This window comes from Citrobacter sp. wls718, from assembly GCF_005280945.1.
GTDB lineage: Bacteria > Pseudomonadota > Gammaproteobacteria > Enterobacterales > Enterobacteriaceae > Citrobacter > Citrobacter gillenii.
The window spans coordinates 89,334-102,831 of record NZ_SZWV01000022.1; the positions used below are offsets into that span (position 1 = coordinate 89,334).

Below are 13,498 nucleotides of genomic sequence, written 5' to 3' on the forward strand. Positions count from 1 at the left end.
CCGCAAACGCGCGCAGGTCAACAACGCTGGCGTAGGTGTTAAAGTCTGGCGAATGAGGATCGGCCACCAGCATGGTTATTCCTCCAGACGCCAGTCCAGCGCCAGCCAGTTATTCACTTCGGCAGGGTGAACCTCAGCGCTCAGCGGGCCGCCGGGGAACTCTGGGGTATCACGCACCATGATCACCAGTTCAATACCAAGCTGTTCCTGCTGCTGTTCCTGCTGGGCAGGAGCTTGCTCAGCGCCGATCTGCGCGGCAAGCTTTTCAGCCTCACGCTGTGCGCGTTGTTCTTTGGTTAATCCGGCCATTGGGCCTCCTGAAAAACAAAGGGGCCGAAGCCCCTGCGGTTAACCCATGATGATAGCGGAATGCTCTTCTTGAACAGAGGCAACGCCCCACGCCACCCCGACTTCGTAACGCACCTGACGGTACTGCCGGTACAGTGCGATCTGGAAGGTGATGCCGGACACCGGGTCGGTTACGTTCATCACATCGTCGGCGGTGTCGCCGCCTTTCGGCATGGCTGGGGTACGACATGCCAGCAGGAACGCATTGCGGTCGAATGCCACGTTAGGCGCGAACTCGCTCAAGACAGTTACTGCGGCCTGGTCCGCTAGATCCTGTCGTAGTCCTGGAGCGCCAATGGTGATGCTTGAAGAGGTTGCAGCAACAACCAGATACTTATTGTCGTCTCCGTCAAACTTCACCGCCGTACCAACAGCAATGCCGCCGGTACCTGCAGAAATGGCAACAATGATGTCACCTTCTTTTTTGGCACCATTGACCTTATAGCCAGCAGCCGCACTTTTCGCCGTGCGCTTGATGTTGGCGGATTCATGCAGGTTAAAACCCATCACTCGACCGATGATGCCTTCGCGCAACAACTGGTCGGTACCGGCTTCGTTCGCTTTGAACAGCACGGACTGTTTACCGCGAATAGAGGCCATCGCTTCGCCGCCCAACACCATGCGTAGGTCAGTAGTCGGCGCACCGTTATCGACCAAAATCTGACGGGCCAGTGCCGCATCAGACAAATCGTCTTTGACACTGAATGGGGTGTCTTTTGGTGTTCCAACTGCACGGGAGGACTTATAGAACAGTGCCGCCAGATCAGCATCCATTTCGTTGCTCAGCGCACGGAAGGCCTGAGAGAACTGGTCAGCCAGGATAACGTCGTAGTTACCTGATGGCCCGATAGCCAGCTGCTCTTCACCGTTCCATTTGACTGGGGCCATTTTGGATTTGGTGATTTTGACATCCACTGTACCGATGTTCTGATCACCATCGTTAGGTGCTGTTGCTGACGGAGTGATATCAACGGTAGTGGTTTTCGGGGCCACCGGTGCAGTTACCGTCTGGTCTTTTGCCGCAGCGTCTGCTTTCGCATTACGAGCGACTGCCGGGATAAAACCTACCTGCTCACGGGATACACGATTCAGCGCGGTATAAATGGTCGGGATAAGACCAGTCAAAGTATTCGACATTTATTTTTCCTTTGGATTAATCAACGATGCTTGTACCGCCGCCAATCACCGTTTGTTGTTCAACTGGCGGTAAGGAGTCAAAAGCAGCGCGTTTCATGGTTTTTTGCCCGGCCTGATGCTGCGACTGGTGAGAGCCGCCACCGCTGTTGCCGGACGCTTTTAAGATGTGGTCTTTCTGAGGATGCAACTCGACCAGAGATTCCAGCGCTTCATCGAAACCAGCCAGTTCGCCGGGCTTGGTGCGGGAGAACACCTTGTTGCCCTGGCCGTCGTAGGCCACAACCTTGCCGTCTTCGATTTTGAAGTTCTGCCCGAAGTGGGAACGCACGAACTCAGCCGGGATCGCCATCTTCTCGGAGATGAACTTAGAGCCACCGAAGCGGCCGCCGATCATCTCGTTGTAAAGCTGGGTCTCCAGCGTCTGGCTCTTGCCGTTCGCTTCGTCCAGTTGCTGCTGGAAGGCTTTGGTAATTTCGGCTTTCACCTGGTCAACGGCACCAGCGTCGATCAGCTTCTTCTGGTCGATTTTGGTCATCATTTCCAGGGCTTCGAGCGCCTTGGTCGGGTCGGTGATGCCAGCGAATTTAGCGAGACCGGCTTCCGCATGCTCCTTCGCCTCACGATGAGTTTTGGCCTCACCGTTCAGAGAGGTGATTTTGTTCATCGCTGCGACCGCGTCGAACGGGATTTCTTTGCCGTCATCATGAATGAATACCGGCATACCGTTTTCAACGACCACATTGCCGTTAGCATCGAGTTTGAGTTTCATTGTTTTGCTCCAGCCTTCCGGCCATTGGTAATAGGTCATCCGACCCGGTCACCGCGTCGCATCCGCTCAGCGGCAGGCATAAAAAAAGGCCACCCGAAGGCAGCCTGATGTTGATGAGGTTTGTGTTACTCGAACGCCGACGCATCCACGCGGCGCAATTCGTCCAGGGTGAGAAACTCCCCGGCATCGTTGAACATCTCCGGCACCGAGATCTTGCCGTCACGCAGCATGTACGCGCGGGTAACGCCCAGCACCTGCTCCTGTCGTGCGTATGGTTGCCGGGTAAGCCATTCGGCATAACTGGTATGCGCTGGCACCTGACCGTCCATCGAAGCGCGTGTTGCGCTGCTCAGAACGCCTGAGGCTATCTGCAATTCTTCCCACGATTTAGTGAGTAGGATTTCCCCGGAGCGGCAGCAGAAGTGGATTTTGCCGGGTCCGCGCAGATACGGCACCACATGCCCCTGCGGCTTGCCGTCGAGTGAGTAAAGTTTGCGGTCGCGGATGATGCACCACTGGCTGGTATGCGTGTCGAGCGTGGATGACCACTGCTTGGCCTTCACGATATCGCTGTTTGCCAGAGCGAAGTCCTGGCGCGCTGTGGCGGCCATATGGTTCACTGCCGTGCGGGTCACCACAGCCAGGTCACGCCGAGAGGTGTTGATCACCCCATCCTCGCGGTTGAGTTTCGGCGTGCCGGCAACGCGCCGGACAATTTGCTCTACCGTTTCGCCCTGAAGGAATCCAGAGCGAACAGCGTTGGTGATTTTGTCCAGCCGATCCAATTCAAGCTTCTGACCCCACTCTTTCAGCAACCGCCCCTGAAAGGGCTGCGCCACTGCTGAGGCGTAAACCTGTTCTGCCGCAATGCTCTGGAGCGGCACATGCTTGAGGATCTGTTTAGGGATGATGCTGCTGAACAGGTCCAGCTGATACCCGGTCTCATATTCAACGTAGCGCGTCAGTTCGCGCGTCAGCGCAGCATTAACCGGTTCATAGGCCTGCTGATTCAGGTCGCGCACACCAGCCAGCAGCGAAGCCAGGCGGCGGGCGCTGTAGGTGTCAGCGCTTTTGCCGTCCAGCAGCACCAACAGTTTGGCGGCCAGGTCAGCATCCATCTTGCTCAGCAACGCCACCATGCGCCGGGCGACACCAGTGCCGTAGCGGTTCACATACAACCCGTGCGCTATCGTTTCGTCCTGCAGGCGATCGTTAACGGAGCGGTCCATATTACACCTCGCCAGGTGGCGGCTCAGTCAAAGAGGCTGATTCGGTCAGCAACTCGCTCAGCACCACGTCAGGATCTGCGTCAGCATCGATAATGTTCAGCTTCTGCAGAGACTTGATGGCGTCAACACGACGGATATCACCGCCCTGGCGCAACGACTGAATGGCCAGCGCCGCTGGCGGGTTGAACTCTTTCGACTCAACATCCAGCTCGGTACGGACATCGACGTTACCCCCCTCAGATTCCCCGATGTACTCGGCCATGATTTGCAGGATGTTGTCGATCGCATCTTCCAGGCTGGTTGCCATGGTGTAGAGCGGTGACTGCTCCTGCATCTTCTCTTCCGAGGTCTGGTCTACAGACTTCGTTGAGGTGTTGTCCGTGCGCAGCAGCTTCGCGCCAGCCTGGCGCATTTGCTCTACCAGGTCGGTCAGGGACTCTTTGCCAGCACCGATAGAGGAGCCGGTATGCTCGACGTATTCGAGGCCCTGTTTCTGGCGATCGTTAAAACTTGCCGCAGAGGAAGAGCCAATCACCAGCTCCTGCCCCTCTTCCAGCCCGAACACCGTCAGTATCGGCACCCGAGCAACGTGCAGAATGTTGTCCTGCTCGCTCTGGCTCTGCCAGTGCTTAACATTCAGCAGTGCCATATTGAGCAGCGGCGGTGAGCCACACATAAAGCCCGTGCGCTTGGTATAGAGCGTGACCAGTGTGATGTCCTGCCGGGAGGTCTGCCACTCTTCGTGCAGCGCCCAGTTCGCCTGTGCATTATCGACGGTAGCCTTGCGATAAATCTGCACCAGTCCTGGTGTTAGCAATCGAATCTGCTCGACTTTTGTCTGCCCGAAGTCGTCGCCATCTTCGACAACCACCTCTTTGATGCGTAGCGCGGTGAGTTGTACCTTGCCGGCTACCATCTTCGACTTCCAGCCAATCACCTGGCGAGGATTCAACATTGTGACGTACGGCCGCGCGCCAGTGGCTTTCTCGTCGGCCTTGGTCTTCACCTGTTCGGCGTCTACCCGGGGATAGTCCACCAGCGCATGTGATAAGCCGTATTGCATCGCCAGGCTGAAGAAGGCCTGCGCCCATACATCGAGTCGACTGCCTTCCAGATCCACGTTCTTAGCGAACTCACGCAACGCATCCGGCACGTTCTCACCCAGTTGGATAGGCTCAGCAAACACGCGCCCGACGTTCTGATTAATGGTCTCTTCGTAGGCCGGGAGAAGCGTGGCCACCGCCAGGCGCTTTTTGTAGTCCTCTTTGTCTTCTTTCGGCCAGCGAGGGAGATAGGCCTCACCGAGCTGGCGCATGTATAGCGTGCCGCCCATTAGGGCGTCGTTGATATCCCACGCCTGCACCATGTTCCCATAGTCCAGATTGGGTGTAGAAATGTCAGGCATGGGGTTACATCCGTAGTTGAGTGACTTTGCCGGTTGGTTTGATGATCGGGAATTGCTTCACGATGTAATAGCCACCAGCATCATTGGGGTGATCGTTGTCAGCTGATTTATCAGGTTCGCCGTTCGCCGCCCATACCTGTTGCTCCAGGCTGTCGGTATAAACCGGGCAGCGGGTCACATTCACTTTGTAGCGGCGCTCGCTATTGCCATTGCAGAACATGGCATTCACGGAGTTGATACGGTCTTTCACTGGCGGGTTCGCAGCATTTACTACCACGCTGAATCCAGCCTGTTTAAGCTGCGCAATGTCCGTAGCGCTGGCGTTGTTCGATTTGCGTGAATCGCCGGATGCATCCGGGTAGATGTAAATCTGTCGGGAAGAGACGTAACGCCCGCCCTCATAGCGCCAGAACTCTTCCTGAATGCGTTTAATCATTGCGGGCGTGTCATAGACCTTTACCAGTTCGCGTACAGCACGTGGTTCTCCGTCGCGCAACACATGGACAATGGCCGCCATCTTCCCGACGTTAAAGTCCATCCCTATGTACAGTGGTTCGCCTGTCTGCTCTTCATCGGCGCAGTTATTCAGCCGGCGATCAAACTGGTGATAGATGGTGCCGCTGGTCAGGTTGGTAAATTTACCTCGCAGATACGCCTTAATCAGCTCTGGCGGGTAGGAGTCCATCAGCGACGGGATGTAATCGTGAGGGAGGTTCGCTTCATTATCGAATGTTGAGGCCTGAATCAGTCCGTACAGTTTTTCCAGCTCAGGCTTATCGCGTACAGCTTTCACAAACTGCTGATAAACGAACTTGAATCCCTCTGGTGTAGTGGTGACGTCAATGCCATTACGCAGGCCGTCCACCTTGTAACGCATACGGGCGATGATTTTTCGCCATGCCTGCTGCGCTTTGGCGGCAGCCATAACGTCCAGCTCATCAACCATCGCGTTGCCGATTTTAAAACCGACAATCGAACCGGGCTTCTCCATCGAGCGGCAGATCGTCGTGCCGCGATACTGACGCCCAGCGTAGAAGTGAACCTCTTTATTCCCCTCATTGATTTTGACGTTCATCCCCCAGTCGAAAGCAACCTCTTCAACCGTCGGGTAGAAAATGTCGCGGATCTGCGGATACGTCGGTGCAAAGTATCCCTGGTTTATTTTGGGGAATTCCCACATCCCCTTGCAGATGCCTCCACATCCCACCCACGTCTTACCTGAGCCGAACCCGGCAACATAGGCCTTAAACTTATGCTGCATAGCGAGGAAGCGCGCCTGCGGGATATTAAGCGTCGGCGCTGTCATCACGAATCCTCGCGTCTACTACGTTGATATTGATTGCCACTGGCGTCGGAGCCTCATCCTCAGGGTCAGCGGCCAGCTCTTTACGGAGTTTCTCAACCTCCAGCTGTCGGCGGTCGATTTCAATCTGCTGCAGGCGCTGCGCAAACTCGCTATCAGCCAAACCAAGGCGTTTCATTACCGCTTCATACATCCGCTCGCGGCTGATGGCTGTAATCTCAACGCCATTCTTACCCAGCTTCACGCCTGAATATGCCAGGGCGGCATCAGGGGGAAGTTTCCGGGTGTCAGCGAAGTATGGCTGTCCGATCCCGTCACCATTGCAGCGCGGACAGGCAGGGTTTGGCTCCCGGTTGTGGTCGTAGCCATAACCTCCGACGTCTACCGGCTCTTTGCCCTTCCGCTCAAGGGCTTTAAGCCGTTGCTCCTCGAACTCCACCATATCACGCCACTGATAGTGATGACCGAAGCCCCAGCAGTAACGGCATGCGCCACGACGATACTGTGATAGCTGGTTGGCGTCGAATGTTGCCAGTCGCCACATCTGCTCAAGCACCTCATCAGCGCTGCCGAGCGTGCGCGCAATGGAGGCTTTCTGCTGCTGCGCAATGGCCTGTGCAACTGAAGTTTTCTTAAGGAGTTGATAGCCGATTTGTTCAGCTGATTTTTTACTGTAGCCCGCCCGGATAGCTGCCTGTGTGGCATTACCATCCTTCAGGTACTCCGCGACAAATAAGCGCTGCTGAGCAGTAAGCCCATCATCGTCCACCAGCTCATTTGCGCTTTTATCTTTCTGCGCAGTGCGCATTTTTTTCTGCGCAGGTTTTTGCGCAGAAAGTTTTTTGATATATCGACGGGCGGTAGCGTAGTTCAGTCCCTGCGCTTCACACCAATCCTTTGGTGATACGCCGGTTGCGGCATGTTCGGACAGGAACCGTTGCTGAAGCTCGCCCCAGTCCGGTTTTGCCATTGCTTACTCCAATAAAAAAGCCACCAGCGGATGCCAGTGGCTTGGGTGTGGTAATCAGGAATGGATTCGGACCATTGAGCCAGAAGATATTGGTCGTCTGCACCATCCTCCAACTTATAGCAGCGTCACGCTTCGTCCGGACCGGTATTACCCGACACTCGCGCACCTGATTAATGAGTTTCGACATTATCACAGGAACTCGGTGAATGCCTGTTGTAAAATCTAAACTAATAGCAACTAACCGGAGGTGGTGATGAAATCATCACGCGAAAATAATCAATCTTGCAACTTGTTAACTACGCTTCGCAGATCATTTTTAAGCTGCTTAGTTATGATTTCAATATTAGTATCGAACCAACCCGCATCCTGATCAGAAAACTCATAACCAGGTGAAATGAGCCCAAGCATACCTTTCTTAGACTCTAACGGGGAACGACCTTCCACCCCTTTCGTTATGGCAAGCACCTGATACGGAAGATAACTTAAATCCTCTTCGGTCATGCCTGCTCTAGCCGCCACATCAGCAACACATGTCATGATTATGCCACTACAAACTTTTGCCTCAGTGATTGCAGTGCTAATAATAACAAGGCTAATTCTGTCTAAATCCTTCTGGTCAATATAATTTCCTGCCATAGAATTTCTGAATGTAAGCGACATAACTTCCATCCAGTGAGCTATATACTTTCTTACCTTTGCAGAGGCAATATTGCGCCTGAATTGCTTAAACATTAAATTCTCCATTTTATGAGAACTAATATTTTAACCTAAAGACAACAAAGTCAAAAGCCCAGTGATCACCGCTGTTAAAACCCCTTCTATTGCGAGGCTATAGGGTTATTGTTTGACTCTCTCACCGAGTCGTAAATCCGCTCACACGTCATCCCGGCGCGGTAGCGTTCGTCAGCGATTCCAGCATATCGCTGAGCTTCTTCTGCAATACTTCCGAGCATGTCGGCGAGCATAGCGGCGTCGGCGTCGGTTGTTTTGCTTCTGACGGTAGCGGCAAGATCTGCGGTGTGCTTTGCGGCGTCCAGGCGGGTAGCGAGTTTTGTTGCTTCGGTGCGCAGCTGGCTAACAGTGGCAGACAGGCCAGCAGCAGTGGCAGCAGATTTAGCGGCTTGTGCTTGTGCATCTTTAACAGCCTCAACACGGGCAATAATTCGCCCTTGTTCAATCATGCGGGCGGCAGTCTGCGCGTTCGCGGTTTGCGATGATTCCACGCTGTCACGCTCTGCCCACTTCTTTTCCCAACCGCGGCTGCTCCATACACTACCGGCGATGAATGCAACGGCCACCAGCAACGAAATAGCAATGAACTGATAGCGCAGGTTCACTGGTCTATCCCCCAGCACGTCAGCGCGCTTTCCTGGTCCCGTCTTTCTACCTGCCCATAGCAGCCATTCTTCTGACCTTTGGTCAGACGACAATCGCGGCCACCGTCTTTAATCCACCAGCGAATGGCTTCACAGGCTCCATTACGGTCGCCTGCGTTAATACGCTTATAGAACGTGGACGGGAAGCATTTTCCCGGGCCGATGTTGTAAGGGCAGAAAGAAGCGATACCAGCTTTCTGCGGCTCGGTCAGCGGAACTTTTATATTTCGCTCAACCCACGCCAGTGCCTTATCACGCTCAATGGCGTTTACCTGAGCGCATTTTTCAGCAGACAGCTTCATGCCCTGAACTACTGGCTTGCCATCAACCATCGTGGCGCCACGGCAAATAGTCCAGAGCCCGCCGCCGTCTCGATACGCCTGCTCGCTATTACCCTCCTTCTCATCCAGAAACTGATCGAGAATCACGGGCGCGGATGCCCCGGCAAGAATCAAACCAACGACCGCTGCGCTCAGCTTATTCCTCAGCTTTGGTGGCATACCCATTGCGCCGATCCTCCCGTTCTTTCCAGCGGAAATACCAGTTCACTGCACAGGTGATTACCGTACATGCGATACCGACAATAATTGCCCAGTCGCTCAGGCTTAACCCTGCAATTCTGTCGGCCAACATCCAGGACACCTCTTTTGCTGTTTTAGCTGTTTCGGCATATGCCTTCGCTGATACACCGCAGCCGGTCAGCGTGGTTCCTGTTCCATATGAAAGTCTGCTGTAAATGGTGCTCATTCTGGTCATAGCCTCACCTCCGATTTTTCGGATGGCGCTGTGTGTGTATGAAAAGGATCAGGCTTCACTGGCTGGATTTATCAACAAAGCACGTAGCGGATGATTCCCGGAAGCCTGAAATAAAAAAGCCCCAGCGGGTGCCGGGGCTTGAAGTTGATTTGAGTTAATTAATCAAGTCGTTCGTCAGTACATTTAAACAGTACTCGAGATTTAATCAGTGCGTCCACGCCAGCAAAGGCATTATCTTCTTCTGGGTATGGAACAGACAGGGTATCTTGCTTATCGATGGTAACCATCAATATCCCCGCTTCTTTCCAAATGTAAACTTCCACATAGACGTATTGATCATTACTTGCTGGAGAGTCTTCAACTGCTGTGCTGATCAAAAATTGAAGACCATAATTATCATCAAGAGGCATGACAGATAATGGTCGAGACTCATAATTCTGCTTACTATTTATTACACCGCAAGTTACATACGCCCGCTGGGAGCCATCAGCTTTGACATAGTGATTGTCAGGAAGCTTTAAAGACTCTTTATAACTTCTTACTATTTTATACCCGTACTCATGCAACTCAGTTTTGCGTTTGAGATATTTTTGCTCAAGCGCCTCTCTACTGGCTCTAATGTCATCGTAAGTAATGTCCATTCCTTTCTCCAAAAGGTCATCTGAAACGAACATTCTTGACTCCTTTTCTCACCAACGCGTTGACGTTAAACAATTAAAACCTCCAGAAACGCAAAAGCCCAAGGCGTTAACCTCGGGCTCGAAAACTCATTTACTGCCAATGCATACAACAATGGCACAATATCAGATTTACACGAAATGTATGCTATTTAATTGACTTTTGCAATACCCTGCTGCGAATAAGTCGCCTTTTGTTGTGATCGTGTTCTCACAGTACAAAGCAAGGATTCGCTATCGAGCCCCTTAAAGATGCTGCACATAACTCGCCAGTAGTCCGCGTAATTGTGGCTCCAGTTGTCCGGTTTGACATCACACATAGCAGCTAAGTCCTGTTGCTGATAGACATCACGCCCGGCCAGTTCCGCTTTCACATCCTGCGCCGCCAACCATATCAACTGCTGTAAACGGTCAATGGTCTTCTTCGCCACCCTCTTCCCGGCCAGTTGCTGGCTGAACTGTTGCCAACCCCACTGAGTGATTTCAACCTGATAGCACCAGCGCACATTCTCGCTGTAGTTCCATAGCAGCCAGGCCTTCTGGTGTTCTTCGAGCGTCATCAGTGCACGGCGCCACGATGCAGTGGAGTATTCAACCGGCTGCACCAGCGGAATATGCGATCCCTTGGCATGCGACTGTTTACCGGGGATTGGCGGGTTATCCAGAGTTATCATCTCGCCAGTAACCTCATCCTTCACCTTCATCTTCTTCCGCTTAAAGGTACCGGTATCGAACTGCGCGTTCTCCAGCCAGGCCATTAACTGCCCTTTCGTCGCCCCACTCAGGTCGGCGGTGGCCACTATCAGCTGCTGACGCACGTATTCGAGAAATTGAGTGTTCATACAGCACCGCCTATGGTTTTGATGTAGTTCTTCAGTATTCGGTAGTCCGTCAGCACAGAGCCGGGAAAGTGATATAAGCGCAATCGTTGCCAACGAACGCGGAGGTGATCGGCAAAATAGGATTCAAATGTCATGCAGCCTCCCTGCTCTTAATTAATCCACGGCGAAGCGCGCTGTAGTGCTTCCTAATGGTTTCGAGTTCTTCGATGGTGTATCGGTGTGGGACGTTATTGTTTTCGAGTGCCTCGACGCGCTCAGGCCCTATTTTCTCGATAAGGCCAAGGCGGTACTGCTGCTGATTGCCCGACAACTGCACGTTACAGTGGTGGCACTGTTTACTGATATTGTCTTCGTGATAGCGGAGATGTGATGCCTTACCGCGTGATCGGTAGTGACCGGCTTCCCACTGGACGGTTTCGAACGTCCCGCAGCTAATGCATGGCAGATCGGCATCACGCTCGCGGATGTAGTCATTGACGACACGCTGCGTTAAATCTTCCCAGTGCTTCAGCGGCTTAACTGCAGCTTTACGCTGGCGCCAGGCGGCTCGCTCTTTCTTCTCAGTGGCGCGCTGTTTGGCGGACTCCTTGCGCCGTGCATCCTCCCGGGCTTTTCTGGTCTGCTCTTTGCCGACGGCAGTGGCACACTCATAACCGCAGACGGTCTGCGTGTCACGCACAGGATGGAACCACTGGCGGCATTCTTTGTTGGCGCACTTACGGCGCGGTAACTTAGCCATGCTCAACCCCACGCCCTGTTTTGCCAGACCTTACTCGGGCGCGGTGCTTTCTCGCTTTCCGGCAACTGCACGCTGATAGTCCAGGTGATGTTGTCGCGATTCAGACTGCGTTCGACGGTGGCGCCACGACTGCGGTAACTGGCCACCAGCTCGTCGGCCTGCTCGGTGGTGCATTCGTGATGGTGAAACCAACTTGTTTTCATCGCCATCACCCCGCAAAGTTCATAAGCTGCGCAGCGGCGTTTTCCGCTTCTCGCTGAGTCTTGAATGCCCGGGACAATACCCAGCGCCACAGAACATCGAGCGCGGCTTTGTAGAGCTGCTGGAACTCAGTTTCGTCCATGTTGGCAAAGGCAATGCTGCGGGGGTGTTTGCGAAGGGTACCGTCGGGCAGCTGTATGGCGTCGTAGTGGCCAGACTCGATGATCACCCATGCACGGTATGCGTCATAAGATTTGCAGATGCTGATACTACCGGCGCGTTTATCGGCGATACGGTCCAGATATTGCTCGGCAGCATCAAGAAGCGCACCTTCGTTTCCACCAAATGCCGCGAGGAATTTAGCGTACCCGGTCACCAATTTTCGTTCGTTGGAAGAGATCGCCCCACCAGTAGGTTCCCAGTATTCAAACCCGAGATTCAGGAGCGCAAAGAAACGGCGATGGAATGCGGGATTCCTCACCTGACGAAATTCGGCCACCAGCACGGCGCCGAGCTTGAATTTTGATTGCAGAATATCACTGGTCTCCGGCGTGGCCGCGATCAGGATTCCTGAGGACTGCTTGATTAGTTGTAACTGCGCCATGGTGCTCTCCGTGGCGCATAAGGTTGTCAGTTGCTCAGACTGACACTGACATTATGTACAGTTGATAATGGAAAATCAATGCAATAAAAAACCCGCCGATTCGGGTTAATATTTAAAGCGATTTTCCGGGGTAAGCGCGTATTCGTATGTGAAGTTGAATGCCTCGCTTTCAGTGTTGAATCGGCGTTCGGTGATATCACTCCAGCGCCCTCCCCTGAAATACTTCTGAGCTACCCATTTTCCCTCGAACGGGAATACGGCATATGCGCCGACATACCGGTTATCAGCATGCGGATCCGGATATGACTCACCTTCTGCCAGAACGTAAAACTTGATGCCGCTTACAATGAGACAGCCCATTACTTCTTCTCGTTCTGCGCAGCCATATCCAGATAGCGCGAATCAGATGCTTTCGGCAGCGTCAGGCTCTGCTCGCGGTAGTAACGAACGCGCTCCATGAAGTATTCGCGAAGATTCTCTGGCTGCTCGCGGGCCACCTGCTCAGCGATTACCGGCATGTTCAGGCGCTCTTTGTACGCTACGCCACTGGCAGCCAGGTCCACGTTAACCTTGTCCTGCTCGTCTTTTGATTTTGCTGCGATATTCCAGTCAGACATTAGTCAGCAGTTCTCCCTCTTTTTTTCCTCGTTTCGTAAGGAGATCTGTAACCATCTACAGGGGCCACATCATCAGCCTCAAATCGCTTAGCGTTTGCTATATCGGATTGAAGCCTGTGTTTTTTATATCGCTTCCTCGCCGCTTTGTATTTCTCGGCAGGAGTCATTTCTTCGTGTGGCATAAAAAATTTCCTCGAGTTATGGATGGGATTATACGTTAGGCTGAGATTTGTTTCGACTGGCATAGATACAGCGGATTATCCTAACCATTACTTCAGCGAACGATAGATGAGTAGCACTATCTCCACCTTCAAAGCATGAAAAAGGCCTCCGGAGAGGCCTGTTCTGTCGATATGGTCATATAGGCGATTGGGTTATGACAATTAAATTTCCCCAATAATTTCGATTGGTACTGGCTTCATACCTGAAGACTCAATCAAGCCGTTAATTTTAGATGCAGATAATGTTTCGCCATCCTCCAGAGCTATAGCAATAGCATACCGGTAGACTGGCCCCCTGAATCTC

At 53.1% G+C, this 13,498-nt stretch carries 20 protein-coding genes and 1 pseudogene; all 21 read right to left on the reverse strand.

The genetic code is table 11. The features are described 5' to 3' along the window. Positions 1–73: pseudogene (locus FDW95_RS24145) on the reverse strand (hypothetical protein); the annotation flags it as partial. Between the two features lie 2 nt (positions 74–75). Further along, entirely contained in the window at positions 76–309 is a 234-nt protein-coding gene (locus FDW95_RS04945) for a hypothetical protein (protein ID WP_137363426.1), read from the reverse strand. 39 nt (positions 310–348) lie between these two features. After that, positions 349–1,485, reverse strand: coding sequence for a P22 phage major capsid protein family protein (locus FDW95_RS04950; protein ID WP_115258217.1), 1,137 nt, complete (start codon positions 1,483–1,485; stop codon positions 349–351). A gap of 16 nt (positions 1,486–1,501) precedes the next feature. Next, positions 1,502–2,254, reverse strand: a complete 753-nt coding sequence (locus tag FDW95_RS04955) for a DUF6651 domain-containing protein (RefSeq protein WP_115258216.1) — start codon at positions 2,252–2,254, stop codon at positions 1,502–1,504. Between the two features lie 125 nt (positions 2,255–2,379). Then, entirely contained in the window at positions 2,380–3,483 is a 1,104-nt protein-coding gene (locus FDW95_RS04960) for a hypothetical protein (RefSeq protein WP_115258215.1), read from the reverse strand. 1 nt (position 3,484) lies between these two features. Next, the gene (locus FDW95_RS04965) at positions 3,485–4,888 is read right to left on the reverse strand and encodes a DUF4055 domain-containing protein (protein WP_115258214.1); all 1,404 of its coding nucleotides are present in this window, start codon (positions 4,886–4,888) and stop codon (positions 3,485–3,487) included. 4 nt (positions 4,889–4,892) lie between these two features. Beyond that, the gene (locus FDW95_RS04970) at positions 4,893–6,197 is read right to left on the reverse strand and encodes a terminase family protein (protein ID WP_115258213.1); all 1,305 of its coding nucleotides are present in this window, start codon (positions 6,195–6,197) and stop codon (positions 4,893–4,895) included. After that, positions 6,175–7,161, reverse strand: a complete 987-nt coding sequence (locus FDW95_RS04975; protein ID WP_115258212.1) for a terminase small subunit — start codon at positions 7,159–7,161, stop codon at positions 6,175–6,177. The genes FDW95_RS04970 and FDW95_RS04975 overlap by 23 nt, the downstream gene beginning before the upstream one ends. A 276-nt stretch (positions 7,162–7,437) precedes the next feature. Beyond that, complete coding sequence (locus tag FDW95_RS04980) at positions 7,438–7,893, reverse strand: hypothetical protein (protein WP_021571192.1); 456 nt, start codon at positions 7,891–7,893, stop codon at positions 7,438–7,440. Positions 7,894–7,979: 86 nt separating this feature from the next. Beyond that, complete coding sequence (locus FDW95_RS04985) at positions 7,980–8,498, reverse strand: DUF2514 domain-containing protein (RefSeq protein ID WP_115258211.1); 519 nt, start codon at positions 8,496–8,498, stop codon at positions 7,980–7,982. Continuing rightward, a complete protein-coding gene (locus FDW95_RS04990; protein ID WP_115258210.1) occupies positions 8,495–9,043 on the reverse strand; it encodes a lysozyme in 549 nt (182 codons plus the stop codon). The genes FDW95_RS04985 and FDW95_RS04990 overlap by 4 nt, the downstream gene beginning before the upstream one ends. Continuing rightward, complete coding sequence (locus FDW95_RS04995; protein WP_001568784.1) at positions 9,015–9,293, reverse strand: phage holin; 279 nt, start codon at positions 9,291–9,293, stop codon at positions 9,015–9,017. The genes FDW95_RS04990 and FDW95_RS04995 overlap by 29 nt, the downstream gene beginning before the upstream one ends. Before the next feature lie 158 nt (positions 9,294–9,451). Beyond that, a complete protein-coding gene (locus tag FDW95_RS05000; protein ID WP_048997996.1) occupies positions 9,452–9,967 on the reverse strand; it encodes a hypothetical protein in 516 nt (171 codons plus the stop codon). 155 nt (positions 9,968–10,122) lie between these two features. Next, a complete protein-coding gene (locus FDW95_RS05005; protein ID WP_115258209.1) occupies positions 10,123–10,812 on the reverse strand; it encodes a bacteriophage antitermination protein Q in 690 nt (229 codons plus the stop codon). After that, complete coding sequence (locus FDW95_RS05010) at positions 10,809–10,946, reverse strand: YlcG family protein (protein WP_016156248.1); 138 nt, start codon at positions 10,944–10,946, stop codon at positions 10,809–10,811. Before FDW95_RS05010 ends, FDW95_RS05005 begins: the two co-directional genes overlap by 4 nt. Further along, a complete protein-coding gene (locus FDW95_RS05015; RefSeq protein WP_103283916.1) occupies positions 10,943–11,551 on the reverse strand; it encodes a recombination protein NinG in 609 nt (202 codons plus the stop codon). Before FDW95_RS05015 ends, FDW95_RS05010 begins: the two co-directional genes overlap by 4 nt. Positions 11,552–11,553: 2 nt before the next feature. After that, positions 11,554–11,760, reverse strand: coding sequence for a hypothetical protein (locus FDW95_RS05020; protein WP_115258208.1), 207 nt, complete (start codon positions 11,758–11,760; stop codon positions 11,554–11,556). Continuing rightward, entirely contained in the window at positions 11,760–12,356 is a 597-nt protein-coding gene (locus FDW95_RS05025; protein ID WP_115258207.1) for a DUF1367 family protein, read from the reverse strand. Before FDW95_RS05025 ends, FDW95_RS05020 begins: the two co-directional genes overlap by 1 nt. A gap of 105 nt (positions 12,357–12,461) precedes the next feature. Further along, a complete protein-coding gene (locus FDW95_RS05030; RefSeq protein ID WP_049041769.1) occupies positions 12,462–12,716 on the reverse strand; it encodes a hypothetical protein in 255 nt (84 codons plus the stop codon). Further along, positions 12,716–12,973 (reverse strand): DNA polymerase III subunit theta, encoded by a 258-nt coding sequence (locus tag FDW95_RS05035; RefSeq protein ID WP_115258206.1) that lies wholly within the window; start codon positions 12,971–12,973, stop codon positions 12,716–12,718. The genes FDW95_RS05030 and FDW95_RS05035 overlap by 1 nt, the downstream gene beginning before the upstream one ends. Continuing rightward, positions 12,973–13,155, reverse strand: coding sequence for a hypothetical protein (locus FDW95_RS05040; protein ID WP_115258205.1), 183 nt, complete (start codon positions 13,153–13,155; stop codon positions 12,973–12,975). The genes FDW95_RS05035 and FDW95_RS05040 overlap by 1 nt, the downstream gene beginning before the upstream one ends. Positions 13,156–13,498: the final 343 nt, after the last annotated feature.